At 45.1% G+C, this 24,914-nt stretch carries 19 protein-coding genes; 10 read left to right on the top strand and 9 right to left on the bottom strand.

Annotated elements, in window-relative coordinates; genetic code table 11:
* Positions 1-103: 103 nt before the first annotated feature.
* Positions 104-1,912 (bottom strand): cation:proton antiporter, encoded by a 1,809-nt coding sequence (locus tag ACXACS_RS19760; protein ID WP_474809148.1) that lies wholly within the window; start codon positions 1,910-1,912, stop codon positions 104-106.
* 213 nt (positions 1,913-2,125) lie between these two features.
* Here ACXACS_RS19760 and ACXACS_RS19755 point away from each other — a divergent pair, with 213 nt between their 5' ends.
* Positions 2,126-2,980 (top strand): hypothetical protein, encoded by an 855-nt coding sequence (locus tag ACXACS_RS19755; protein ID WP_474809146.1) that lies wholly within the window; start codon positions 2,126-2,128, stop codon positions 2,978-2,980.
* A gap of 191 nt (positions 2,981-3,171) precedes the next feature.
* Positions 3,172-3,759: a hypothetical protein gene (locus ACXACS_RS19750; protein WP_474809144.1), complete on the top strand. Its 588-nt coding sequence runs from the start codon at positions 3,172-3,174 to the stop codon at positions 3,757-3,759.
* A gap of 58 nt (positions 3,760-3,817) precedes the next feature.
* On the opposite strand, the gene ACXACS_RS19745 is transcribed toward ACXACS_RS19750, so the two are convergent.
* Together ACXACS_RS19745 and ACXACS_RS19740 are read right to left on the bottom strand one after the other, a co-directional pair.
* Positions 3,818-5,728 carry a methyl-accepting chemotaxis protein gene (locus tag ACXACS_RS19745; RefSeq protein ID WP_474809142.1) on the bottom strand — a complete coding sequence of 637 codons (1,911 nt, stop codon included), beginning with the start codon at positions 5,726-5,728 and terminating at the stop codon, positions 3,818-3,820.
* A 383-nt stretch (positions 5,729-6,111) separates the two neighbouring features.
* Positions 6,112-8,301 (bottom strand): M3 family metallopeptidase, encoded by a 2,190-nt coding sequence (locus tag ACXACS_RS19740; RefSeq protein WP_474809140.1) that lies wholly within the window; start codon positions 8,299-8,301, stop codon positions 6,112-6,114.
* A 255-nt stretch (positions 8,302-8,556) separates the two neighbouring features.
* Between ACXACS_RS19740 and ACXACS_RS19735 the strand changes: the two genes are divergently transcribed.
* Both ACXACS_RS19735 and ACXACS_RS19730 read left to right on the top strand, forming a co-directional pair.
* Entirely contained in the window at positions 8,557-9,075 is a 519-nt protein-coding gene (locus ACXACS_RS19735) for a YgjV family protein (RefSeq protein ID WP_474809138.1), read from the top strand.
* Between the two features lie 22 nt (positions 9,076-9,097).
* Entirely contained in the window at positions 9,098-9,577 is a 480-nt protein-coding gene (locus tag ACXACS_RS19730; protein ID WP_474809136.1) for a hypothetical protein, read from the top strand.
* 77 nt (positions 9,578-9,654) lie between these two features.
* Here ACXACS_RS19730 and purU read toward each other — a convergent pair whose 3' ends face one another.
* Complete coding sequence (gene purU, locus ACXACS_RS19725; RefSeq protein ID WP_474809134.1) at positions 9,655-10,509, bottom strand: formyltetrahydrofolate deformylase; 855 nt, start codon at positions 10,507-10,509, stop codon at positions 9,655-9,657.
* A 237-nt stretch (positions 10,510-10,746) separates the two neighbouring features.
* Positions 10,747-11,400, bottom strand: coding sequence for an RNA 2',3'-cyclic phosphodiesterase (gene thpR, locus ACXACS_RS19720; protein ID WP_474809132.1), 654 nt, complete (start codon positions 11,398-11,400; stop codon positions 10,747-10,749).
* Between the two features lie 186 nt (positions 11,401-11,586).
* Here thpR and ACXACS_RS19715 point away from each other — a divergent pair, with 186 nt between their 5' ends.
* Together ACXACS_RS19715 and ACXACS_RS19710 are read left to right on the top strand one after the other, a co-directional pair.
* Positions 11,587-14,310: an ATP-dependent RNA helicase gene (locus ACXACS_RS19715; RefSeq protein ID WP_474809130.1), complete on the top strand. Its 2,724-nt coding sequence runs from the start codon at positions 11,587-11,589 to the stop codon at positions 14,308-14,310.
* A 179-nt stretch (positions 14,311-14,489) separates the two neighbouring features.
* Positions 14,490-15,302, top strand: a complete 813-nt coding sequence (locus ACXACS_RS19710) for a DUF4198 domain-containing protein (RefSeq protein ID WP_474809128.1) — start codon at positions 14,490-14,492, stop codon at positions 15,300-15,302.
* A gap of 88 nt (positions 15,303-15,390) precedes the next feature.
* Here ACXACS_RS19710 and ACXACS_RS19705 read toward each other — a convergent pair whose 3' ends face one another.
* Positions 15,391-16,665, bottom strand: a complete 1,275-nt coding sequence (locus ACXACS_RS19705) for a lytic murein transglycosylase (RefSeq protein WP_474809127.1) — start codon at positions 16,663-16,665, stop codon at positions 15,391-15,393.
* A 268-nt stretch (positions 16,666-16,933) separates the two neighbouring features.
* Between ACXACS_RS19705 and mrcB the strand changes: the two genes are divergently transcribed.
* On the top strand, positions 16,934-19,285 hold the full coding sequence (mrcB, locus tag ACXACS_RS19700) for a penicillin-binding protein 1B (RefSeq protein WP_474809125.1): 2,352 nt from the start codon (positions 16,934-16,936) through the stop codon (positions 19,283-19,285).
* A gap of 267 nt (positions 19,286-19,552) precedes the next feature.
* Here mrcB and ACXACS_RS19695 read toward each other — a convergent pair whose 3' ends face one another.
* The gene (locus ACXACS_RS19695; protein ID WP_474809123.1) at positions 19,553-19,837 is read right to left on the bottom strand and encodes a hypothetical protein; all 285 of its coding nucleotides are present in this window, start codon (positions 19,835-19,837) and stop codon (positions 19,553-19,555) included.
* A 416-nt stretch (positions 19,838-20,253) separates the two neighbouring features.
* Positions 20,254-21,177 carry a DUF808 domain-containing protein gene (locus ACXACS_RS19690; protein WP_474809122.1) on the bottom strand — a complete coding sequence of 308 codons (924 nt, stop codon included), beginning with the start codon at positions 21,175-21,177 and terminating at the stop codon, positions 20,254-20,256.
* A gap of 166 nt (positions 21,178-21,343) precedes the next feature.
* On the opposite strand from ACXACS_RS19690, the gene ACXACS_RS19685 reads away from it, so the two are divergent.
* Positions 21,344-22,084: a helix-turn-helix domain-containing protein gene (locus ACXACS_RS19685; protein ID WP_474809120.1), complete on the top strand. Its 741-nt coding sequence runs from the start codon at positions 21,344-21,346 to the stop codon at positions 22,082-22,084.
* A 75-nt stretch (positions 22,085-22,159) separates the two neighbouring features.
* On the opposite strand, the gene ACXACS_RS19680 is transcribed toward ACXACS_RS19685, so the two are convergent.
* Positions 22,160-23,041: a hypothetical protein gene (locus tag ACXACS_RS19680; RefSeq protein ID WP_474809119.1), complete on the bottom strand. Its 882-nt coding sequence runs from the start codon at positions 23,039-23,041 to the stop codon at positions 22,160-22,162.
* 215 nt (positions 23,042-23,256) lie between these two features.
* On the opposite strand from ACXACS_RS19680, the gene glnK reads away from it, so the two are divergent.
* Both glnK and ACXACS_RS19670 read left to right on the top strand, forming a co-directional pair.
* Positions 23,257-23,595, top strand: coding sequence for a P-II family nitrogen regulator (gene glnK / locus ACXACS_RS19675; protein WP_012516988.1), 339 nt, complete (start codon positions 23,257-23,259; stop codon positions 23,593-23,595).
* Between the two features lie 32 nt (positions 23,596-23,627).
* The gene (locus ACXACS_RS19670) at positions 23,628-24,875 is read left to right on the top strand and encodes an ammonium transporter (RefSeq protein WP_118490503.1); all 1,248 of its coding nucleotides are present in this window, start codon (positions 23,628-23,630) and stop codon (positions 24,873-24,875) included.
* The last annotated feature ends 39 nt before the right edge of the window (positions 24,876-24,914 follow it).

Raw genomic sequence — 24,914 nt, 5'->3', positions numbered from 1 at the left:
GCGGCAGTAAAATCCAAATAAATATGCACCTTAAAAAAGGGCACTGTGTTACGTGTTCTCCAGGGAGAGACCTCCTGCCGAGAGGCAGGAGGTTTTCTTACTTTTACTCTTCTATTTTTTGTTCAAGCTCTGGCTCAATCAAGCTGATAATACGCCAGCCAGCTTTAGGCTGAATGCTGTTGCCGTTAATAAAGGTGTAGCTTTTACCTTCGGCGTTAATAGCAATAAGCGGCGTAGCCCGTTCACCATACTGCTTCGTATACTGCTCAAAGGTAAACTCTTCTGAAAGCCGGGTCGTTTTAACCGCAGATTCACGGGCAATGGCTGACGCTAAATAGCCATAGGTAACACCCTCATCAAATAACGTAAGCTTTTTAGCATACTGCTCGCTAACTTGGTGACTAGGTCTCGTAGACTGTTCATTGTTGGTCAGCGCCCACACTTTGTCTTTACCCATAGTGTACTCAAAGTGATAAGCAATAAGCGGGTTCAATTGTTTGTAGGGCGACATTATCAATACAGTGCCAAAGGTGTTTAAATCGAGATGTCGAGCAGCATGATCGGACATAGGGTTTCCGAAATACACCGGAATATCCATCATGCGCGCCTCTCTAATGGCATCCCAGTTAGTATCTGCAATAGTCACGTCTAATTTTTGATTCAACATCTCACACGCAAGGGCGCGATTGAATTTGCTACCTCCAAAAATAAGGTAGCCAGTAGGAGCCGGCGCTCTAACCTTAAGAAGAGATGCAACACTGCGAGAGGTAAGACTTTGCACTACAACCGTCGCGATAATCACCATAAAGACGATAGGAACGATAATGCCCGCTCCTTCATAGCCGATTTCTTCAAGCTTAAGAGAGAATAAGGCTGAGACTGCTGCAGCAACGATACCGCGTGGGGCAATCCAACTTAGCAACGCTAACTCATTAAGCTTAAGTCCAGTACCAATGGACGATGCTAATACCGACAGGGGGCGGGCTATAAACATAATAGCTGCTAGCACGACAATAGAGCCCCAGCCTACATCGATGACAGACTGTAAGTTCAGTCGCGTGGCAAGCAGTATAAATAAGCCTGAAATAAGTAAAACGCTTAGGGTTTCTTTAAATTCGAGGATGTCTTCTACATCAACATCTTTCATATTGGCCAACACCATGCCAGAGATGGTCACCGCTAGAAGGCCCGATTCATGCGCTACGTAGTTTGAGGCTGCAAATACACCTAAAATAACGGTTAACACAGCGGTGTTAAGCAGATAGTGGGGGATCCATTCTTTACGAATAGATAGGCCCAATAAATAGCCTGAGGCAAGCCCCAATACCGACCCTATACCAACGGTTTTTCCGAAGGCAATGAGCGTATGTGTGATAGCTGTTTCTTGTGATGCTACGATGAATTCGAATACCAGTACCGCTAACAAGGCCCCAATGGGATCGATAACAATACCTTCCCAACGTAAGATATTGGCTAGATTGGTTTTAGGTCGCACAGTCCTTAGCATGGGAACAATCACGGTAGGTCCAGTTACAGTAACAATTGCACCGAACAAAAAGGACAACTGCCATGAAAGGTCTAGGCTATAGTGTGCGGCTGTGGCCGCAACCACCCAGGTGACTAATACACCTATAGAGCACAGATTCCTCACCATATTGCCATGGCCCGCAATATCGCCAAATTTTAGTGTCAGTGAGCCTTCGAACAGGATAATGGCAACAGAAAGAGAAACGACGGGAAACAATAAATCGCCGAATAAGTCGTCCGCATTAAGCACACCGAATACCGGGCCGACAACAATACCGACTATTAAGAGTGGCAAAATTGCAGGAAGCCGTACCTTATAAGCTAAGTATTGGCATGTTATTGACAGCAGTCCTACTGCAACGAGTGAGAGAAGCGGGTCTGACAAAGTGAATCCTTATCGCGTTGTTATTTATCCATCCTATATCAGCCTAAATATTTGTCATATAGAGACTTTAGGCCAAGCATTAGCCCATAGCGATATACGCTTGGGTTTGAAGTTTAGACCAATAGACCAATTTTAGCGCGCTAATTGCATATTCGATGTTTAAAACCTTTGTTATTATGGCGAAAGATTACTGGCCTTTTCGGAGCGACTTCTTTGAACTCTTTTTCTAAACTTGCACTTTCGTTGTCAACGCTTTTGCTAGCGTCTTCATGCGCGAATCAATACCCTGCGTCAGTTGCTTCGTTTAACGTAGAGAGTGTTGTGGAATTGCCTGAAGAGCTTTCGGAAACGTCGGGTTTGTTTTGTGAAATTGATGGTATGTATTCGCTTAATGACTCAGGCAACGCACCAGTAATTTACCTTATTAATTACCAAGGTGAGGTAACCGAGCGGACGCGTTTACCACTGACTAATAGAGACTGGGAAGCAATAACCGCTGACGACACGTCGTTTTACATTGCAGATGTCGGAAACAATAAAGGAAAAAGAGAGAAGGTTGAAGTTCACAAAGTAAATCGCCGTAACACAAACGATATAACTACCTTCACGCTAAAATATGCAGGCAATAATGCTTCGAGCAATATTCCTTACGCACACGATTTCGATTCAGAGGCCATGGTCAAGTATGGTAATGAACTGCTTCTGTTCTCAAAAAGCTGGAGAACGGGCATTACTCATGTTTACAAGGTCAACGAAGGGGAAGCAGAACAAAGCATCAGCCCCTTTGCATCGATTGAAGGCCTACCAGGTGTAGTAACGGGCGTTGATTTCGACCGTCATCAAGGCAAGTTCGTTATCACAGGGTATAAATCAGATCCCTTTGGCAATTTCGCAACCTTTATTGCGCAAATTTCACAAGACTATACGCTTCTTGATATATGGCCATTAGAGCAATACAAGCAAGTTGAAGGTGTATGCGTGGATAACAAGGGCACCTATTGGTTTAGTGAGGAAGCAACGGAAGGACGCAAAGCTTCACTATCTAGCGCTGAAGTAACACAAAGATAAGCGAAATTCGGTCGTTATTGCTTGGTTAAGACCGTGAACAGTTCTACTGTCATTAACAGTATTCATTCTTTTTAAGTTATCTTTTAGCTGTTGTTAGTAAAATGGCTAATACCCAACTGGCCGTACTAGCGTCTATACTGAAATTGTTATCGAACAAGTTGTAGCCAACCACAATTTCAGAGGCAACCAAAATGAGACGTTTACACCAGTCCTTTTTAGCAATGTGTGTTTGCCCATGTTTATTAATGGCAGGGGCAGCTAATGCTTCCGTGGTTGAAAAGGCGCAGCAATGGCTCAACAAATATTCAGATAGCGATGATACCTTTTCTCTTACCCTCACAAAAAATAAGATTAAATTCAAAGGCTGCAAGCAGAAACAATATCAATTAGCGTTCAGCCAAAAACTAGCGCCTACGTTTAATATTGAAGCTATTGTGCACTACAATAAAGGGCTTCTTGACTATGGTGTTCTATCTCAGCGCGTGAAAAGCCACGAATTTGAAGTAGTCAGCTGGTGGGATAGAGGAGGCTACCGCCTAGGATTGAGCCACAAAGTTCGCCCTCGCCATGAAATGCGTATTCCTGTCGCCGATACGATCAGACTACCAACTAGCACAACGGCTGGGCTGTACGTTGAAGTTCCGTTTAACGAAGATAAACACTTACTTACTGTAGGTGCCTTAAGAGAGTCGTGGGAGAGTGGTGGTGCGTCACTTCAACTACCATGGCGTTCAAGCCGCGATAATCAAGTTAAGTTGCAATACGCCATCACCTTCTAAATGATGGCGTACAAGGTTTCGTTACGAACCGCTTAGCGCGTAAAGTAATAGAGACTTCTTATAGTTTAAACCTGCTCACTTCTAGCGAAAGTTCCTGCGCCAGCTCGTCAAGTTTGTCACTTACGTTCACCAATATTTGCGTTGCATTTAAAGTTTCTTCACTAGATGCACTAATATCGTTAATGTTTCGGTTTATATCTTCAACCACAGTCGCTTGTTCTTCGGTTGCAGTGGCAACTTGCGTATTCACATCGTTGATATGAGCAATCTCTTCGGCGATATCTTGAAGCAATTTGTCAATCTCAGTGGTTGCGGTTACTACATCAGTGGTGCGCGTACGGCTTGACTCCATTTGCGAAACCGCAGATTTAGAATCTTGCTGGAACTTGTCAATTTTAACCTGTATTTCATCAGTCGCTTGGGCGGCACGTTGCGCCAAAGTTCGAACCTCATCGGCAACAACCGAGAAACCTCGACCGTGATCGCCAGCCCGCGCGGCTTCAATTGCAGCATTAAGCGCAAGTAGGTTAGTTTGCTCCGAAATACCTCTTATCGTATCAAGGATACCGCCAATGGCTGCTGTATGTTCATCTAGCGACTGAATAACGCGTGATACATCTTGAATTTGCTCTGACAGGCCGTTTATCGCATGCACCGCACGCTGAGTAATTTCGCGACCATGAGCCGAGTTAGTGGTTGCTAAATTCGCATTCTGCGCAGCATGAGTAGCTGACTGGGCCACTTCATTTACTGTACTGCCCATCTCTGTTAATGCCGCCGCTGCTTGCAACGTCTGATCCCGTTGGCTTTTCGTAGAGTTCTCAGTTTGATGAGACTGCTTTGCTACATCCTGGGCCGATGCTTTTAATGCATGGCTTGTTTTAGCGACTTGAGAGATAGTGCCGTGAAGGTGGTCGATAAAGTTATTGAACCCTTCTACTAAGCGGGCAATTTCTTTTTGTTCAGGCATAGGAATTCGCGAGCGTAGATCGCCTTGACCTTTGCCAAGCTGTTGAAAGACATCCGCGAGTGATTCAAGTGGTTTAGTTAGGGTGCCAGCCAGCCATATTCCGATAAATGCAAACGCACCGGCTATGATCAACGCCCATATAATGATTTGGCGGCTACCAGCATCTAAGGATGCATAAAGCTCGTGCTCCGGTACTTGTGCTACTACGTACCAACCCGCCTTTTCCACATAGGTACTGGCAAACAGTTGAGTGTCGCCTGTTGAATCGCTGGTGGCCATGGCGAACCCCTGCCGATTAAGCAGTTGCCCCGCTGTGTTCGGATCACTTATTGACGCTAATTTGGCTTTGCCCAGTAACTCGGTATTGGGGTGAGCGATAATAGTACCGCTACCGTCTACAAGAAAGACAAATCCGGTTTGTGCAATTTTAACGGCATTGATAATACCCAATAACTCATCTACCGATTTAGCGACACCCGACATACCTCTGCCGTTTACTTGCTGATAATTCGCAAACAGGCGGTAACCCTGTCCGGGTTCGTTGTACAAACTCAGCGAGATGGGTTCGCCACTATTTTTGTAAGCGAAAAACCACCCATCGAACTCATCGTTCTTTAGTACACGCAAAAAGCCATCTTGATTCCAATATTTGTAGGTGTTTCTGTCTACAAACGAGGCTACCGTTAAATCGTTAAATTCAACGATATTATTTAGATAGCCCAGTAAACGCCGTTCGCCAGCGCTATCGGCGCTGGCTGATGACCAAGCGAGAATATCCGGGTTAGAGGCAATGCTGTGTGCTACGGTAAGCATCACGCTAGCCTCTCTGTCTACGCGGTTGCCAACCTGTTTCAGTAAAGAAGGGAGCTGTAGTTCTTCCATGTTCTCTTTGACGAGATCACGGGCAATCCATTGGCTAATTGAACCTACAAGAATAGCTGCGGCAAGTACTGCCACAATAAGAGAAATAATAAGTTTTTGTTTAATACTGAAAGTCATGACTTTCGACCACGTAAGTTAATGCTGAAAATTAATAGATCAAAGGTGACGTGGCATTGCAGGCACAGCAACGTCTGATACTGGATCCTAGGCGGGCCAGTACTACTTTATGATTCTTACGCTAATGCTTTTATTATTTTTAACGCGCAGAGAAGTTATCGACCTATTCATTGCAAAGTTTATACTTTTTGCTAATAAAAAGGGTAAATTGATTGTGAGGCATAATTGATCAACAGGTCAACAAAAAAATATTAGCCTTTACATATGTAGGGGATAAATAAAAAGGCTCTCGTATTTGTTATAAAAAATACGAGAGCCTAAGCATTTCAGAAACGGAATTGGTTAGTCGCAGGCGTTAACTTAGCCTGCTGCCGCCGTTTCGCTTATTCTTTATGTTCCTGAGGAATAGGGAAACCACGGTCACGCATCAATGCATCTACCTTGGCGTCACGACCGCGGAACTTGCGATATGCTTCAGCTGGATCCATTGCGTTACGTACGGCGAATAGATATTTTACTAAGCGATCGCCTACTTCTTTATCGTAGAAACCACCCGGTGCTTCCATAAAGGCTTCTGCTGCGTCAGCGGTTAATACCTCTGCCCACATGTAGCCATAATAGGCCGCTGCATAACCTTCGCCTGAGAATACGTGGCCGAAATGAGGTGAGCGGTGACGCATAACAATTTCTTCCGGCATGTCTAGCTTCTTAAGCTCTTCACGCTCAAAAGTGTCAGGGTCAATCTTGCTAGGATCGGTAGTGTGGTACTTCAGATCCATAATGGCTGAAGCCATGTACTCGGTAGTTTTAAAGCCTTCGTTGAAGGTTGAAGCCTTTTTAATTTTTTCTACCAGCTCAGAAGGAATAGGCTCACCTGTTTCGTGGTGAACCAAGTAGTTGTTGATAACCTCATCGGTAGTTAACCAACGCTCTAGCAACTGAGACTGGAACTCAGTGTAATCGCGTACACCAGAATGCGACGACGGGTATTCTACATCAGACGCCAAGAAGTGAAGTGCATGACCAAATTCGTGGAAGTAGGTTTCAGCATCATCCCACGAAATAAGCGTGGCTTCGCCATCAGCACCTTTTACGAAGTTCGAGTTGTTTGAAGACAATACGGTCTTCTTACCATCGAACGTGGTGTAAGAGCGGTATGTAGTTGCCCAAGCACCAGAGCGTTTACCCTGACGTGAGAACGGGTCAAGATACCAAAGACCAATGTGTTCACCGCTGTCTTTGTCGGTTACTTCCCATACTTTCACGTCTTCGTGGAAAACGGGTACTTTGCCTTCTTCAACAGGCGTGAAATTGAAGTTGAACAAGCGACCCGCAACGTAGAACATCGCTTCGCGAAGCTTATCAAGCTGTAAGTACTGCTTTACTTCGTTTGAGTCTAGGTCGTATTTTGCTTGGCGCACTTTCTCTGCATAGAAGCGGTAGTCCCAAGGTGCAATAGTAATCTCTGCACCTTCTTCATCTGCAATGGCTTGCATGTCGGCCACTTCTTCTTCAACACGAGCAATAGCGGCAGGCCATACTTTCATCATAAGGTCCATGGCATTTTCTGGGTTCTTTGCCATGCGATCTTCTAAGCGCCACTGAGCGTAATTCTCGTAACCTAATAGCTCAACGCGCTCATCACGAAGAGTTAAGATACGTTTAATAATATCGCTGTTATCAAACTCGTCAGCATTGTCACCGCGGTTGTAGTATGTACGCCATACTTTCTCGCGAAGCTCTCGGTTGGTGGAGTATGTTAAGAACGGATCCATTGATGAACGCGTATTGGTAATTGCATATTTACCTTCTTCGCCGCGAGACTCGGCTGCCGCTTTTGCTGCTTTAACAAATGAGGCAGGCAAACCGTCAAGCTGGTCTTCAGTAATATAGGTAACGTAGTTTTCTTCGTCTGCTAGTACATTGTTAGAAAACTTAGTGTGTAGCGTAGCAAGCTCTTGGTTAATTTCAGCGTAGCGCTTCTTCGCTTCGCCATCTAAGGTCGCGCCATTGCGCGCAAAGCTATTGTAAGTCATCCATGTTATACGCTGCTCTTCTGGCGTAAGTGAATCTAACTCGTCAGATTCATATACCGTTTTAACTCTTTCAAAAAGCTTTTCGTTTTGCGTAATTTGCGTGAAGAAAGCCGATAACTTAGGCGACATCTCTGCCTGAATTTCGCGGAATTCAGGGCTAGACTTGTTTGAGCTCCAAATGCCGTAATAGGTGAATACGCGGCCAAGTTCTGCACCTGCCCGCTCCATTTCTACAATAACGTTTTCAAACGTTGGTGGCGCTTCGTTGTTTGCGATGGCTTCAATTTCTTTAAGATTTAATTCCATAGCTTTTTCTAGCGCAGGCTTTAAATCTTCCAAATTCATTTTATCAAAAGCAGGTACACCACCGTACGGGCCTTTAAACTCTTGAAGCAGAACGTTATCAAACTGTGCTTGTTGAGATGCCGTTGTATTTTGCACTTCTGTGCTAGACGTTTCTGGTGCCTTTTGTTCTGAACATGCACCAAGTGCAACCACAACCGCTATCGCGGTAAATGATGTTTTAAATTTACCCATGAGTTTTCCTGTCTGTTTTTATCTATAGGTTTTTTGACAAAAACCATCTTAAGATAATGTAAAAATAAGTTAAATGCTCTTTAACGTAATTCCTTGCAGTACAGCGGTTTGGAGGGGAAATCGTACTGGTATGCAATTCGTCGAAATTGCACAAATTTTGATTGGCTTTGCGCTGGTTGGAAATTACACTGCGCCCGTTCTGAATTAGCTGTATCCCACAGCGTGTAAACCACTGACTTATTTACTGTGATCACCATGTTTGAATTACTTCTTCACGGGTTTCCCGTTGCATTCGCCTTGGCCTCCTTTTGGTCGAATACTGAACGCAAATTACTGCTGCTGAATTTAGGGTTATGTATTGCGATTGGCTCACTTTTAGCTTTTGAGCAAGCTTGGGGAGGCGTTGTGGTTATTACGGTAGCAGGAATGAGTACCAGCTATCGCATAATAAAAAATAAGCTACTTTCGCCTATTGCAACTTACATTACTTTAATCACTATGATGGTGATTGTACTGACAGTAAATAACTTAACCGGTAAAACCTCGCTGATTGAGGCTATGCCTGTGTTAACTTTTATGGCTTATCGCTTTGGTGAACTGCACTGCAAAGAAGCAGGTCTTCGCGTGTGTATGATTATAGGTTCAATCAACTTCACGGCATACGGTGTGATTACCCAAACCTGGGGATTAGCTATTACTGAAGCACTATTTGCAGCATCAAACCTGTGGTACTACATGAAGCTTAGGCGTGCCATGCGCATTAGCCCAATTTAGTTGAATATATAGTTGTTTTGTGATGTATTTATGGTCAAACGGAATTGAGTCTACAGGTAAGGAAATGCAACGTAAATCCATCGACAAAGCTCTATTTTTCGCTGTTCCTGCTTTTCTATTGGCGCTTTTTGTCCTGCGCCTCAATGTAGAAGACGATCTGAAGCTTGCAATGACTATTAGTAGTGTAGGGCTTCTTATTGGCTATGTTTCCTATTTCAGAAGCAGGGGCCTTAGCAAGAAATATTCTATCGAAAGTTTAATAGAAAAAGAGAATGGGAGCGTTGTGTTTCACTATTTACACGGTTACGACCGCCAGCCACTAAAAGTGAACGCTGACACAATTTATGCGCTTAATTATTCTAACCAATATCTAGGGGTAATTTTAGATAGGAATGGCAGAGGATTTGATTTTCACTATCCACACAAGGAAGCCGTAATAAAAGCGAGGCTTCAAGAAGTACTTGGTGAAGATGGGTTCAATAACGTGAAAAAGAATGTCTAGATAGAGCGAGACTCGACTAAATCAAAGCCCGAGAGTAATTTTACTGTCGGGCTTTTTTATTAGGCAATTGTAAAAGCTTACGCAAACACCACGGTTTTGTTTCTGTGAATAATTACGCGGTCTTCTAAATGGTAGCGCACACCGTGAGCCAGTGCGGTTACTTCACAGTCTTTACCTTTGCGCACCATATCAGCTGCGCTGTCGCTATGGCTGATACGTTTAACGCTTTGCTCAATGATTGGGCCTTCATCTAAATCTTTGGTGACGTAATGACAGGTTGCGCCAATTAATTTTACGCCACGATCATAGGCTTGTTGATATGGCTTAGCACCGGCAAAGCTAGGTAGGAAGCTGTGGTGAATGTTAATGGCTTTACCTTCCAGCTCTTGGCATAGCGTATCAGGTAAAATCTGCATGAAACGGGCAAGCACGGTCAAATCAATTTTGTATTCTTGAAGTAAGGTAGTGATTTGCGCGAACGCCGCGTCTTTGCCTAACGCCTTAAAGTCTACCCAATGGAAAGGGACTTTATACCAGTCGGCAAACTGTTTCATTTGCGGGTGGTTGCCAATAATCACTGGAATATCACAGTGCAGCTCGCCAGTGTGCCAGCGGTGAAGCAGGTCAACTAAACAGTGAGATTCAAGGCTAGCTAACAGCGCTACGCGCTGTTTTTTGTCTGAGTCACTGAGTTTCCAGTTCATCTGATACTCGTTAGCAAGTGGGGTGAACTCTTTAACGAAGCTTTGGTGATCTAACTTAAGCGAATCGGTACTAATTTCATGGCGCATAAAAAAGCGGCCGGTCTGTAAATCGGTATGATGGCTGGCTTCAACGATGGTTGCGTTGTGGTCGGCTAAAAATTGCGACACGCTGGCAACTAGCCCGATTTGGTCAGGGCAGTCTATAACTAATCTAAATGTTTGTTGCATGTGGGCAGTGTGAATAAAAAAACAGGCTATCTTTTTACCCGTGGCGCTAGGCGTTGTAAAGGCTATAGGCAATTTAAAACCAGCTTAAATTGCTATAACTCATAATCACACTCGGTCATTGCTCTCAGTCATCAAGGCTGCTTAGCTATAAAAAGGTATTTGCTATAGCGGTACAGATGCGGATAACCCAGCTCGGTAGTACATTTTCCTTATTCGCCGCTCTTTACTAGCCTCTTTTTACTCATCTGTAATACCGCGGCGAAGTTTCTCTCTTACCGACATATTGTGTTTCAACGGCCAAGATTGACGAATAGGGTAGGTCACCCCCTGCGGCGTAGTCACAGATTCAAATAGGTGAAATGCTGAAATGTGAACGTCTACGCTCGGGCTGTAAAGCGGTAGCGGCAATGTCGACGTAGCCTTTCTTACAAGAGTGACGTGAGGCTTATACTCTCTGCTTTCTACTTCGATTGCTGCTTTACGGGCCGCTTTTCTCGACAATTTAGCGAGTTCATTAAGTGCCTTTGGTGTTTCAGTGGGTGCAGCAAAGAGTATTTTAGGTCCATTCCATAACCCGGTAGCATTAAGAGTTAGAGAAAATGGTTCACTGACGAGCTGGTCGAGTTCATACACAAGCGCTTCGTGCTGACGGTGATTTATTTCGCCTAAAAAGCAAAGCGTGATATGAAAGTTTGCTGCCGGTACAGCATAAGGTACTGCGGGCCCTTGATTGTTGATGTGTTCGTTACGCTTGTTGCCAGACTTACGAGTACGAGTCACCTCGCTTTTCACCCATTGACGAGGCATTACTTCAGGCAACGCCTGTTGACGCCAGCAATCTAGAGCAAGTTTTTCTGTGGCGCTAAGATCTAAACCAATAAAGCTTCGCATAGCTTTCCTCCTTTAAATTTGCCCTATCTATGTACATTAAACAGTAGTGCAGCCCACAAGTTTAAGAAGGCAGCGAACGTCCGTACGACAATAAGTTTATCATGGCGCTGCGGACGAGTTCCAAAACAAGTCGCGCGTATTGAATATTTACCAAATTTAAAAAAATAGCTGTGATGTTCGAGTGCATTGTTTACATCAGGTACACTATACCCACCAACTTATAACACCTTTATGCCCTTTATGTTACAGCCGTTTTCTCACCTACCCGCTTATGAACTTGTTACGCCGCTACAAGAAGCCGTAGCTACTAACAACATCATCATAGGGGCGCCTCCGGGGGCAGGGAAATCTACTGTACTGCCTTTGTCACTGCTGCAATCTTCGCTAAAGGGAAAAATACTGCTTATGCAGCCACGCCGGGTGGTGGTAAGAAATCTTGCTGACCACTTAGCAAAACAGTTAAATGAAAGTGTGGGTGAAACAGTTGGTTATCGTATAAAGGGCGAGTCGAAAACATCGTCTGCCACTCGGCTTGAGATAATAACCGAGGGGGTGTTAACGCGCATGATCCAGCAAGACCCAGAGCTTACCGGTGTGGATGCTATTGTCTTCGATGAATTTCATGAGCGCAGTATTCATAGTGACTTTGGTTTGGCACTGGCACTTGAAGTCCAGTCTGGGCTTCGCGATGACTTACGCCTAGTGGTGATGTCGGCTACTTTGGATATTGCGCCACTTCAAACATTGCTTGATGCGTTTAGCGTACTGCCAGTAGCGAACTTAGAAACTCAAGGTCGTATGTTTCCTGTTGATGTTCGCTACACCCAAGATGTGCAGGCTTATGAGTTGATACCGAAAACCAGTAATCTCATAAAACAGGCAGTAAGCGAGCACGATGGTGATATTTTAGTGTTTCTTCCCGGCCGAGGAAGCATAAATGCTGTTGCCAGAGAAATAAAAGGGGTAGCTGAAAGTGCGGACATAGCCGTTCACATGCTTTATGGCGCTTTAGGAAAATCAGCGCAACAAGCAGCCATAGCGCCAGACCCGCAGGGAAAGCGAAAAATCATATTATCTACCAACATTGCAGAGACAAGTTTAACCATTGAAGGCGTGACAGTGGTTATTGATAGTCTGTGGGAGAACAGTGCTCAGTATCACCCTTCAAGCGATATTACCGCCCTCACCCAGCAACGTATTTCGCAAGCATCTGCCATTCAAAGAGCCGGACGAGCAGGACGGGTCATGGCCGGAACCTGCTATAGGCTATGCAGTAAAAGCAGCTTCGAGCGTTTGGCGAAACACAATGCAGCGCAAATTGAAAAAGAGGACTTAAGCAGCTTCTTGCTAGATACTCTAGCGTGGGGTAGCAGCCCAGAGTCCTTGGCATTGTTGACGAAGCCTACACAAGCGCAGCAGCAGGTGGCACAACAAAAGCTTCAGCGGGTTAATGCTATCTCTCAATCGAGCATTACTCCCTATGGAAGAGCGCTGGCCCAGTTGCCATGTCAGCCCCATTTAGCCCATTTATTGCTAACGGCAAAAACAGGCATAGACGGACTAAGTTCTGATGAAAATAGCGCGCTTCGCTTTGCTGCACCGTTTGTTGTGGCAATAAGCGAAAGTAATATTAATGTGAGTGGTGCCACAAACGTAATGGATGCTCTGCTTCATGCTAATAGCAGCACTCGCAATCAGCTTATACAACAAGCTTCCCGTTATGCGCGCTATGTGCAAAGCGGGCAGGGCAAAGCGCAGACTTTCACGCCCGATATCAATGCATTAGACGAACGCGCCCTTGGCCTTTGTATCGCCATCGCATTTCCTTTGCAGGTGGGCTACAGGCGCAATGCGCCAAGCGGTAATAGCGGTAACTCTGGTAATTCTAAAACCGTAACAAAAGGGGCTGCACGAAGCAGTGCTTCTCAGTCTCATATTATTGAATACAAGTTGGCGAGTGGGAAGGGGGCTGAGCTAACCGCTACAGCTGGTAATACATTTTCCAATGAAAGCGAGAAAGACAATGAACCCTGGATAGCGGTGCTTGAGGGGCAGCTAATTAAAAGCACAGTGGCAATACGCCTAGCTGAGCGTGTCCCCGAGCGCTGGTTGCGTTTAGCTTTCCCTGACGCATTTAGCGAAAAGCGTAGTGTTATTCTTAACAGCGAAACTGGCGTGATGGAAGCTAGAGTAAGTACAGGGTTTTATGACATAACGCTAAATAGTGCACCAATATCCGGACAGGAAAAAAGTCGCGAAAAAGCGTTTTGGGACAGTGCAATGTGCGATGCCTGGTTTGCCTATCTCGATACCTTGCCGTTATCCCATTGGCCACTGTCGGATGCCGATTGGCAATGGTGGCGAAGAGTGGCAATGGCAGGAAAGCTCAATTTACCACAAGAAAAAGCCTTCGATGAGCCCGACCCCTGGCCGTTGTCATTAAGCGCCCTGGTGCACCAAGCCAAAGACAGTTTAGCGCCTGTCTTAAAAAACTGTAAAAGCATCAAAAACCTTAAGCAGTTGCCGTGGAAAACGGCCTTGAATAATGGTTTGTCTTGGCCTCAGCAAGATGCGTTGGCCACGCTCTTGCCCACTCACCTGACTATTCCAACAGGCAGAGAGGCTAGCCTGGATTATCGCGATAATGGTGACGTGGTGCTGTCTGTCAAAATGCCAGAATTGTATTCGCAAAACGCCCCATTAACGTTAGCGGGCGGGAGAGTTACTGTTGTTTGCGAGTTGCTGTCGCCAGCTGGTAGACCATTGCAAACTACCAGTGATTTAGCGGCCTTTTGGCAAGGCAGTTATAAGGAAATACAAAAAGAAATGAAGGGGCGCTATCCCAAGCATTTTTGGCCAGATGACCCTGCCAATGCATTGCCGACCAGCAAAACAAAAAAGCATATGTAGCGGCTGATACGGCCATACCTCTTACGGTTTTTAGTTGATTGTTGTGTATTTCAAACACCAGTAATTGCTTATATGCCAGTTTTTTACACAGTCTGTTTTTAACGACAGTGGTTACATATTAAAAACTAAGCTAAGTTGATGGTAGCAATTACAAACTTTTATTTAGGTAACGTTACGCTATGAAATTATCCCGTTTAGCCACAGCAGGCTTTCTGTTTGCTACATCTTTAAGCGCTCAGGCTCACGATTTTTGGTTAGAGCCAGCAAGCTACCGTTCACAAGAACCAAGTGCTGTTGCCTTGCAGTTTAAAGTAGGCCATAAAGAAGATACCTCTCATTGGAACCTTGCGTGGGATAGGATAGTCGCGTTGCGCACTTATTCTTCTGACGGCGTGAGTGATATGGCCGCCAGCGTAGTACCTAAAACGTCAATGCTACCCGGCATGGCTAAAACGGTCGAGCTTTCACCTGGCACTCACGTTATAGGGTTTGAAAGCTACCATGCTACTAGTGTACTAAAAGCGAAGAAGTTTAATCAGTATGCGAAAGATGAAGGTTTAACAGAAATACTAGCCCATCGCGAGGCGAGAGGGCGGAACGATATTGCCGGAAAAGAGCTTTATTCAAGAAAAGCGAAAACCATTGTGCAAGTGGGTGAGTCAACAACGGATAATGCGCTAAAACCCATAGGCCATACGCTAGAAATAGTGCCCCTTGAACACCCCTATAAACTCTCAGATAACACTCTATCTGTTCAGGTATTGTTCAAAGGAAAGCCCTTAAGCAATGCACTTATCGATGCTGCATCCTTGGTTGATCACAGCGCCGAAGTGCAAGCGGTTAAAACTGACAGTGAAGGAAAGGCGACGTTTAAACTTAATGTCGAAGGGCCTGTTATGCTTAATACGGTTTGGGGCGTACCTCTTACAAATAGTTCTGCAGCAGATTTTGAAACTTACTTTTCAAGCCTAACGTTTGAATACGTTCAGTAACCAATAATCTGAACGGTTTTTACCTTACCGGTTACTGAAAATACCAAATGATTAATGCGCCCCTGAAAGGGCGCTGTTTTAATCAAGATTAAGAGGTAGCCTTGCTTGCAAGGTCAATGTTAAGGGCTGCCATTACTTCCAGACCTGGAAACCCATCTGCGATCATATTATTGCTAATTTGGTAGTTGCGGATACCCTCGCGAGTGGCAGGGCCAATAATGCCGTCGGGTTTACCCACATCAAAGCCTAAATTATTCAGCTTACTTTGAAGCGCAATAATGTCTTTGCGACTGTAGGCGGGGAGATCAGGTAAGGTTGCTTTAATACCAGACGCCCCAGCTATGCGGTCAGCCAATACGCCTACGGCGATGGCATAAAACTCGGAGTTGTTCCAGCGCATAATAACGCGGAAGTTCTTGTAAGCGATAAAGGCTGGGCCGTTATGTCCTGCAGGTACGATAACATAAGCAGTGGTATCGTCTTCGCCCAGCGCAGAACCATCGGCTTTCTTCACGCCTTGAGCGTTCCATTCGCTAAGAGGTTTTCTGTTTTTATAGCCAGACTCTTGATAGTCAAAGTTTTCAGGCAATTGCACTTCACGACCCCAGCGGAAGCTGCGCTCCCAACCAAGGTTAGCAAGGAAGTTTGCGGCAGAAGATAACGCATCTTCTTCACTTGCCCACAAATTGATTTGCCCATCGCCATCGCCGTCAATGGCATAGTGGGTATAGGCCGAAGGCATAAACTGAGTGTGGCCCATAGCGCCAGCCCACGAACCAATCATATCTTCTTTTTGTAGCTTTTCCCGTTCCATTAGCTTCACGGCCACAAGGAACTCTTGGGTAAAGTACTTACTTCTTCGTTTATCACAAGCCAGCGTGGCAAGAGAATCAAGTACCGGCATTTTGCCTTTGTACGAACCAAAGTTTGTTTCTAAGCCCCAGAAAGCGAGCAGGTAGTGAGGAGGCACGCCGTACTTATCACTTAGTTTGTGCAAAAGCTCCTCGTGCTTAGCGTACATCTCTTTGCCTTTCTGAGTACGCCAGTCGGTAACGCGCTTACTAAAGTATCCTGGAAAGGTTTGTACAAATTCGGGTTGGCTTCGGTCTAGCTCAATCACACGGTCCTGGTGAACAAGGTGAGGAAATACATCATCAATGGTTTGCTGGCTAACCCCTTCTTGCTTGGCTTTATCTGCAAGTACGGCGGTGCAGCTAGCAAATTGTTCATTGGCATACGCGAAGTTAATCGACGCACTAGCAATAAGCAGAGCCAAAGATGTACGAATGAATGAGGGGTAAGACTTGGTCTTCTTAGGTGAACGGTCAGAAAGAAAAGAAGACTTAAATGAAGCTAAGCGCATAGTACGATTCCTGTGTTACTTGCCAGCATGCTATCGCATTGTGACCGTGAAACGCGAGTAAAATTCACTTTTCGTAGTGCGTATAGACGTACTTTATCCCGCATCTGTAGTTAATGGGCAATAGGTGTGCATATTTGGAAACAGTTGTTGAGCGGCGGCCCGAATGGTAATGTTGATACTATTAAAACTAACGTTTTAAGCAACGTTCGTTAAATCTATATCGCAAAGAATGCGATGTCATCTTCAATGATCTTCATGGCGTTTTCACGTGGCAAAAAGACAGACACAAAACAAATCATCTTCAAAAAGTAAAGCAAGCAACAAGGATAAGAGCTCAGCCAAGCGCTCGTGGTTTTTCAAGCTGTTCTGGCGAGTCACTTTAATTGGCTTAGTGGTGCTCGGGGCTTATGCGTTTTATCTCGACGCACAAATTAAACATGCGTTCTCGGGTAACAAGTGGGAAGTACCTGCGCAAATCTTCGCTCGTCCTTTAGAAGTGAGTAAAGGCGAGGAGATCACGCCACAAGAAGTCATTGATGAGCTTAATTTGCTGGGCTATCGCAAGGTGACTTTTGCTGACAGTAGCGGTGAGTACAGCTATCAAAACAAGGTGTTAACCGTGCAGCGCCGAGCGTTTCAGTTCCCTGAAGGCGCTGAGCCTCTTCGACACTTGGTAATAACGTGGGAAGGTGCACGCATTGGGGAAATCTATGACAAATCGCAAGGGCGCCCTTATGGTTCTGTAAAACTTGAACCTTGGTTAGTGACGCGTATGACAAGCGGTTCGCAAGAAGACCGTATGTTGGTGACTTTAGACACTATTCCTGAAATGTTACCTAAAGCGCTGACGCTGGTGGAAGATCGCAATTTTTATAACCACCATGGTGTTGCACCACTTTCAATATTGCGCGCCCTAATGGCGAATATTGCTGCTGGTCGTACGGTTCAAGGTGGCAGCACGCTGACGCAGCAGCTGGTTAAAAACATGTTTTTAACCCGAGAGCGCTCAATTGTGCGTAAGGCAAAAGAAGCTATCATGGCGGTGATCATTGACGCACGCTACAGCAAATCAGAAATAATTGAAGCTTATTTGAACGAAGTGTTTTTAGGTCAAAACGGCGACATGGCCGTACATGGTTTTGGACTTGCCAGCTATTTCTACTTTGACCGACCAGCCAACGAGTTAAGCACGCCTGAAATAGCCACGCTTGTTGCCATTATTAAAGGCCCATCTTATTACAACCCCCGCAAATATGCCGAGCGCACAAAAGAGCGTCGTGACTTAGTGCTGCGCATGCTGTTTGATGAAAATGAAATAAGCCGTCAAGACTACGAACGCTTCGTGAATATGCCGTTAGGGCTTGCCAGTGGTGCGAGCTTAGCAAGCGGCAAACATCCTGCTTTCATGGAGCAAGTACGTCGAGAGCTTAATGAAATTTTAGCAGAGCCAAGCTTAAGAGACTCTGGCGTAAAAGTGTTCACAACACTTGATATCGTAGCTCAGCGCCGTGCAGAAAGTGCATTGTCAGGCACATTAGACGGTCTGCAAAAAGACAGACAAGTGCCCTTACAGGGGGCGATGGTTGTGACTGACAGCGCAAGTGGCGAAGTACGCGCTATTGTTGGCGGAAAAGACTTTGCGTTTAAAGGTTTCAACCGAGCATTAGACGCTAGGCGGCCGATAGGCTCTTTGATTAAGCCCGCTGTGTACTTAACTGCATTAGAAGACCCTACACAGTTTAATTTAGCAACACCTCTTGAAGATGAACCGATAACGCTTGAGAGTCGAAACGGAACCGAGTGGTCACCGCAAAACTACGATAAAGAGTTCAGAGGTCAAGTGCCTTTACTTCAAGGGCTAGTTGAATCTTTGAACGTGCCAACAGTCAATTTAGGCATGCAGATAGGCCTAGATGCGTTGGCCGATACCATTGAGCGCTTAGGGGTTACCACTCCGGTAGATAAAGTACCGTCGTTAACCCTAGGCGCCTTCGAACTGACGCCGTTTAGCACTAATCAGATGTATCAAACCCTATCTAACGACGGGCGCTATATCCCCCTCCATACAGTGACATCTGTAGTGACAGCGGATAATGCGTTGCTTTGGAAAAAAGCGGAGTTCTTTAGCCAGCGAACTGATGAGGCTGCTACCTATTTGCTTAATTACGCGTTGTATAAGGTAACCACAGAAGGCACTGCGAAGCGCATCGGTTGGAACTTTGGTAATGTGAATATGGCAGGTAAAACGGGAACCACAGATGACTACCGCGATAGCTGGTTTAGCGGCTTCGATAGAAACAATGTGGTCACGGTTTGGGTAGGTAACGACGATAATAAACCCGTTAACTTAACCGGTGCCGGTGGTGCGCTTCCCGTGTTCATTAATTACATGAAGTCTCAATCACCTAAATCATTATCAAGACGTTTCCCGAAAGGTCTGGGCATTGCGCATTTCGATGCAAAAACCGGGGCGGTAGTGGTTGCAGGTTGTGCGGGCAGTTTGAGCGTACCGGCTATTTTGGATGTGCTTCCTCCACCGCAGCAAGACTGCTCAGGCCGTCCTGTAGATGAAAATAGCGATAAAGATGAAAAAAGCTGGTGGGAACGGATATTCGGATAAAAAAACTCCAGTAAGAAGATAGAAAACACAATCACTTGGCTGGGATACTGTCAGTGCTTTCTATCTCCCTCTGGAGTAAAAGGCCCAGGGAAGGCAAATCTTTTAGCGGTAGTCGGTTAGGTTCCTATTTGTTTTTATTGCGTTTTCAGTGACCTTTCTGAAGGAATAGGCGCGCTGTTGAAAACACCAGCGCACTGACTATAAACGCAATAACCGGACCGAGTACTATCATAAACAGGGTTGCGGCGGTTAACATGTGCATTCTCCTTATGCGTCGTTATCGTCTGAGCTGACTGACTCAATTGGTGTAATCGTTATCTCTGCAACCAATGAGCGCGCTTCTTCTACTTCTGGTTCAAATGTGTGACTTGTAGTTAACACGTCATAGGTCACATCCAGCGCTAAGTTCTGCTTTACGTCATGCATGGCGCTTTCAACGATAAAATCTGTATGCGAAACAATGTTGTTCTGAGTGTCGTCAGCGAATGCTGCTGCGCTTAATACGCTAGTTGCTAAAGTTAGTGCAGTGAAAAATTTGCGACCGATAAACATAGTAATCTCCAAAAATTAAGTTAGACACTGCACTTGAACATACTGCGTGGCAGCTATCATGTTGCTAAAGGTTTCGATAATAAGTCGTTATCAATTAACAATTAGTTTATAGCGAGGGATGTGCCAACTCGTTTAAATTGTTTATCTTTTTGAAATTGTTGAGTTTTATTTTTATTGGGGAAATGAGCGAAAAGTTTAGCTATTACAAAAACGCTAAAATTTAGTGCTTTTCATATGGGGGTGGTCAAAATGACTAACGCAACATTTTTGCGAGCGTATGCTAAGGCATCTTTTGTCAGATAAAGAGCTAGACAGAGGGGCCGCGTTACAGAAAGCCGCGACGCCCTCGCTTAAAAGAAAAAGTGAAAAAGCAAAGGAAAAAGATCAAACAAAAAGATAAAGCATAGAGCACGGCCCTAGGACTTTTTGTCTTTAAACTTCGTAACCATTGTCACAACTAACGCAACGATAACACCAGCGGCAATACCTACTACGCCATCTGCCAGTATCGACATGATCAGCGACGCGCTTGGGATCAGCGTGGTAAACCAGTCGGTAAAAATATGTAAAAAGCCTATGCTGTGAGTAAGAATTCCGCCGCCTACTAAGAACATGGCCACAGTACCCACTACCGCGAGGGTTTTCATTAGTGCGGGCGCGGCAACCAGCAATGCTCTGCCGATAAATCGTTGGAGGGTGTTCATTGAACCTGTTAGTGACTTGCGAAGCATGTAAAGGCCCACATCGTCCATTTTAACTAAGCCAGCGACTAGTCCATATACGCCAAGGGTAATGGCTAAGCTTAGTGCTACTAGTACACCAATTTGCGTAGTAAGTGTTGCATCTGTCACGGTACCTAACGCGATAACAATGATTTCAGCGGAGAGTATGAAGTCCGTGCGTATAGCGCCTTTGATTTTATCTTTCTCAAAAGCTACCATGTCAACATCTTCGTGGGTGAGCGCTTCTATTCTGGCTTCTCGTGTTTTTTCTTCATCTTCGTGGGGAAGATATTTGTGCAGGAGTTTTTCTGCACCTTCAAAACATAAATATAATCCGCCCAGTACCAAAAGGACGGTTATAAGTGAGGGCACAAAAGCACTGATGGCTAATGCCGCAGGAACCAATATCGCTTTATTAATAAGAGAGCCTTTTGCTACTGCCCATACAACAGGTAGCTCTCGGTCTGCTTTAACCCCTTGGACTTGGTCGGCATTTACCGCTAAATCATCTCCTAAAACCCCCGCTGTTTTTTGCGCAGCAACTTTTGACATGGTAGCGATGTCATCCATTAGCGTTGCAATATCATCAAGTAGGGCAAGTAAGTTAGCTGCGGCCACAGTGATTTTCCTTGTATTCGTTGTTATTAAGTGTGCTGTTTTTATGTTTCACTAACATAGCAAATCGGCAAGCGATAAGTAGTTGCGGCATACAAAGAATACGCGCAGGGTCTTACCTTTGGCAACTTATGAATAGTACGACTTCAGATAAAAGGTTGAAATCAGTGTGAGTAATGATAGCGAAATAAATCAAGAGACAGCACTTCCCTCACTTTCAATTCGTTCTTATACCAGAAAAGCACGCAGTCACGCTCACCCATTTTATCAGTTAGTATTGCCTGTAAATGGGCATATAGAAATAGCGCAAGACGATTTTACAGGCAGCGTCGGTGTAGGGGAGGGAGTGTGTATAGCGCCATTCGAGGTACATAGTTTTAGTGCAAACGAAAATGCAAAGTTTGTGGTCGCCGACTTACTTTCAGTACCGGTACAGTTGCAAGACAAACACAATCCTATTTTTCAGGTTAATACCGCCCTTCAAGCTTTCTTAAGCTTTGTCGAAGTGCAATTAACGAATTACGCGTTTTACGGACAGGATGAAATGACCGCGTTATTTCAGGTGTTACTGGCAAAAAGCGAGGTGGGCGGGGGAACAGACAAGCGGATCACCCAAGTAATAAGCCATATACATAGTGACTTAGGGGCATCGCATTCGTTGCAGTTGCTTTCAGAGATGGCCTGTATGGGAACCACACAGTTCAAAACTCGGTTTAAACAAACCACTGGTGTTAGCTTACGTGATTACCTAGTGAAGATAAGGATGGAGAAAGCCAAAGCACTGCTTAGAAACACCGATACGCCTATGTCGAGCATAGCTCAATCAACGGGGTATGAAGATGTTGCCGCATTCAGCCGCCGATTCAAAGCCTATTTCGGGCAACCACCAAAGTCTTTTAAAAGAAAGTAATCACGCCTTGCTAAAGGGGGACACTAGTCGGCTACGGACTATCGCAAAAAAGAGCACGGCAAAAATCAATACGCGCTAGTTTCGCTCTTCATCTTTGGGCAGTTTATTCACTCTCGCATCTATAAAACGTTTGTGATCGTCCATTTTGGTGCATTTTAAAGTGCCACCGGCAAAACCGCTTAATATCGCCAAGGTTTTATTGGTCGTACTGCTACAGTTTACTTGTTTTGACGGGCGTCTATTTTCACTAGCTTGTATTTCTTGCGTACTTGGCCCGCTTAATATAGGGCTATCTTTTCGTTCTTGGAAATTCCTTGCTGCTTGCTCTGCGTCTTCAGCTACTTTTTCACTGTTATATTTTTCAAAATAAAGCGCAGCGCCATCTTTGACCGATAAATTTAACGAACCCGCGCGACGATTTGCATCTTTTGAAAGAGTCGGCGTTGGTGGCGTAGTAATTGGCTTATTTTCTACCTGGGCTTGCTGTATTTCTGGCTCAGTAACTTTCTGCTGCTTTGCTTCAGGAATTTCAGAAATTTTAGTTTTACTATCAGGTGCTTCGGTGGATTGAGTGACATCAGGCTTCAACTCAATTTCTTTCCTTTTAGCGGAAGTATCGACTGCTTTAGTGTCTTCTAATTCGGCTTGAATTGAGGGGCGCGGAGTTGGAGGGTAGTATAGTCTGGCACTAATCTCGGGTGTTCGCTCTGAAACATTTACACGAGCTTTTTGATTATCAATACTCAATTGAGAAAGTAAGACAACCAAAATCACTCCAATTACGTGAACACCACCCGAAACTAATAGCGGTCGCCACGCCGCTTTTTTGGCAACGGTGTGGTGCTCTGTACTGCGTTCTGGCGCAAAGAAAGAAGGCGTGATAGTTGTCATAGTAAACAACAGACCATTCACGCTATCGAATAGTTCCGTTCTAATTTCATCGCACTTATTAGTCACCTTACCTCAGCAATTTTCTCGACCGCTTCATAATTGGGCATTTTGCAACGGGTGCACCATAAATGTGCATTATTTTTGTGCATGATTATCTTGCCTGTAAGTATATGTATGATTTATATGAAGAAACATTTGTGGCATGGCTCTTGGTTTATCTTCCCATAGTTGGAAACACGACCATAAATCACAGAATAACCAAAACAAACTGGGAGCAACTCATGAAACTAGTCACAGCGATCATCAAGCCGTTCAAGCTAGATGATGTTCGTGAAGCCATTTCAGAAATCGGTATCGACGGCTTGACCGTGACCGAAGTGAAGGGCTTTGGACGTCAAAAAGGACACACTGAACTTTACCGTGGAGCGGAATATCAGGTGGATTTTCTACCTAAAGTCAAACTGGAAATTGCTGTTCAGGATGATCAAGTAGAGCGCCTGGTAGAAGCCATCGTTGGCGCTGCCAAAACAGGCAAAATTGGAGACGGCAAGGTGTTTGTTTACGACCTTGAGCACGCCGTTCGTATTCGAACTGGTGAGTCGGATAGCGACGCGCTGTAAGCCACAACGATATATTTGCGGAGAAAACCATAATGGAAATCACTTTTGAACTTGGGTATGCGCTAGATACCTTTTATTTTCTAATCTGCGGTGCACTGGTTATGTGGATGGCTGCAGGTTTTGCGATGCTTGAAGCTGGTCTTGTTCGAGCGAAAAACACCACAGAAATTCTAACTAAAAACGTGGCACTATTTGCAATTGCTTGCACCATGTACATGATTTGCGGTTACGGCATTATGTATGGCGGCGGCGACTGGGGTCCATTCCTAAGCGGTATTATGGGTGACGGCGCAACAGGTGTTGCTGAAGATCCAGCAACATACGCTCCTTCTGCAGACTTCTTCTTCCAAGTTGTTTTTGTTGCTACAGCAATGTCTATCGTATCTGGTGCGGTTGCTGAGCGTATGAAGCTTTGGGCATTCCTAGCATTTGCAGTTGTTATGACAGGTTTCATCTATCCAATGGAAGGTGCTTGGACATGGGGCGGCGAAGCGGTATTCGGTATGTATACGCTTGGCGACCTAGGTTTCTCTGACTTTGCTGGCTCTGGTATTGTTCACATGGCCGGTGCGGCTGCGGCGCTTGCTGGTGTGCTTGTACTTGGTGCGCGTAAAGGTAAATACACTGCAGACGGCAAAGTAAATGCTATCCCTGGTGCTAACCTGCCGCTGGCAACATTAGGTACATTCATCCTTTGGATGGGTTGGTTTGGTTTTAACGGTGGTTCAGTACTGGCTACTGCAACTGTTGAAAGTGCAAACTCAGTAGCAATCGTATTTATGAACACGAATGCTGCAGCTGCGGGTGGTGCAATTGCTGCACTTATCGTTGCACGTATTCTATTCGGTAAAGCTGACCTAACTATGGTACTTAACGGTGCGCTTGCGGGTCTTGTTGCTATCACTGCAGAGCCATCAACGCCAACGCCTCTTCAAGCGACTCTATTTGGTGGTCTAGGCGGTATCCTAGTAGTACTTAGCATTGTTGCACTAGACAAGCTTAAGATTGACGATCCAGTGGGCGCAATTTCAGTTCACGGTGTGGTTGGTCTACTAGGTCTAATCCTTGTACCTTTCACAAATGACGGTTCAAGCATCTCTGGTCAGCTAATTGGCGCCGCGACTATCTTTGTATGGGTATTTGTCGTGAGCCTAGTGGTATGGCTAGTGATTAAAGCGGTAATGGGTGTACGTGTGAGCGAAGAAGAAGAGTTCGACGGCGTAGACATGAGCGAGTGTGGTCTGGAAGCATACCCAGACTTTACAAGCGGCCGCTCGTAAGAGAGTCTTGATTAGGCAAATGAAATAACAATAACAATG

It is taken from the genome of Alteromonas sp. AWM4_230, from assembly GCF_056158305.1.
The sequence above is the reverse complement of the archived record's forward strand: the minus strand, read 5'-3'. Positions and strand labels throughout refer to the sequence as shown.

What these genes read in the sequence shown, in the direction of transcription:
- ACXACS_RS19750 (WP_474809144.1), top strand. Translation starts at nt 3,172, where the DNA reads ATGAGACGTTTACACCAGTCCTTTTTAGCAATGTGTGTTTGCCCATGT.
- ACXACS_RS19745 (WP_474809142.1), bottom strand. Translation starts at nt 5,728, where the DNA reads ATGACTTTCAGTATTAAACAAAAACTTATTATTTCTCTTATTGTGGCA.
- ACXACS_RS19740 (WP_474809140.1), bottom strand. Translation starts at nt 8,301, where the DNA reads ATGGGTAAATTTAAAACATCATTTACCGCGATAGCGGTTGTGGTTGCA.
- ACXACS_RS19735 (WP_474809138.1), top strand. Translation starts at nt 8,557, where the DNA reads ATGTTTGAATTACTTCTTCACGGGTTTCCCGTTGCATTCGCCTTGGCC.
- ACXACS_RS19730 (WP_474809136.1), top strand. Translation starts at nt 9,098, where the DNA reads ATGTATTTATGGTCAAACGGAATTGAGTCTACAGGTAAGGAAATGCAA.
- purU (WP_474809134.1), bottom strand. Translation starts at nt 10,509, where the DNA reads ATGCAACAAACATTTAGATTAGTTATAGACTGCCCTGACCAAATCGGG.
- thpR (WP_474809132.1), bottom strand. Translation starts at nt 11,400, where the DNA reads ATGCGAAGCTTTATTGGTTTAGATCTTAGCGCCACAGAAAAACTTGCT.
- ACXACS_RS19710 (WP_474809128.1), top strand. Translation starts at nt 14,490, where the DNA reads ATGAAATTATCCCGTTTAGCCACAGCAGGCTTTCTGTTTGCTACATCT.
- ACXACS_RS19705 (WP_474809127.1), bottom strand. Translation starts at nt 16,665, where the DNA reads ATGCGCTTAGCTTCATTTAAGTCTTCTTTTCTTTCTGACCGTTCACCT.
- ACXACS_RS19695 (WP_474809123.1), bottom strand. Translation starts at nt 19,837, where the DNA reads ATGTTTATCGGTCGCAAATTTTTCACTGCACTAACTTTAGCAACTAGC.
- glnK (WP_012516988.1), top strand. Translation starts at nt 23,257, where the DNA reads ATGAAACTAGTCACAGCGATCATCAAGCCGTTCAAGCTAGATGATGTT.
- ACXACS_RS19670 (WP_118490503.1), top strand. Translation starts at nt 23,628, where the DNA reads ATGGAAATCACTTTTGAACTTGGGTATGCGCTAGATACCTTTTATTTT.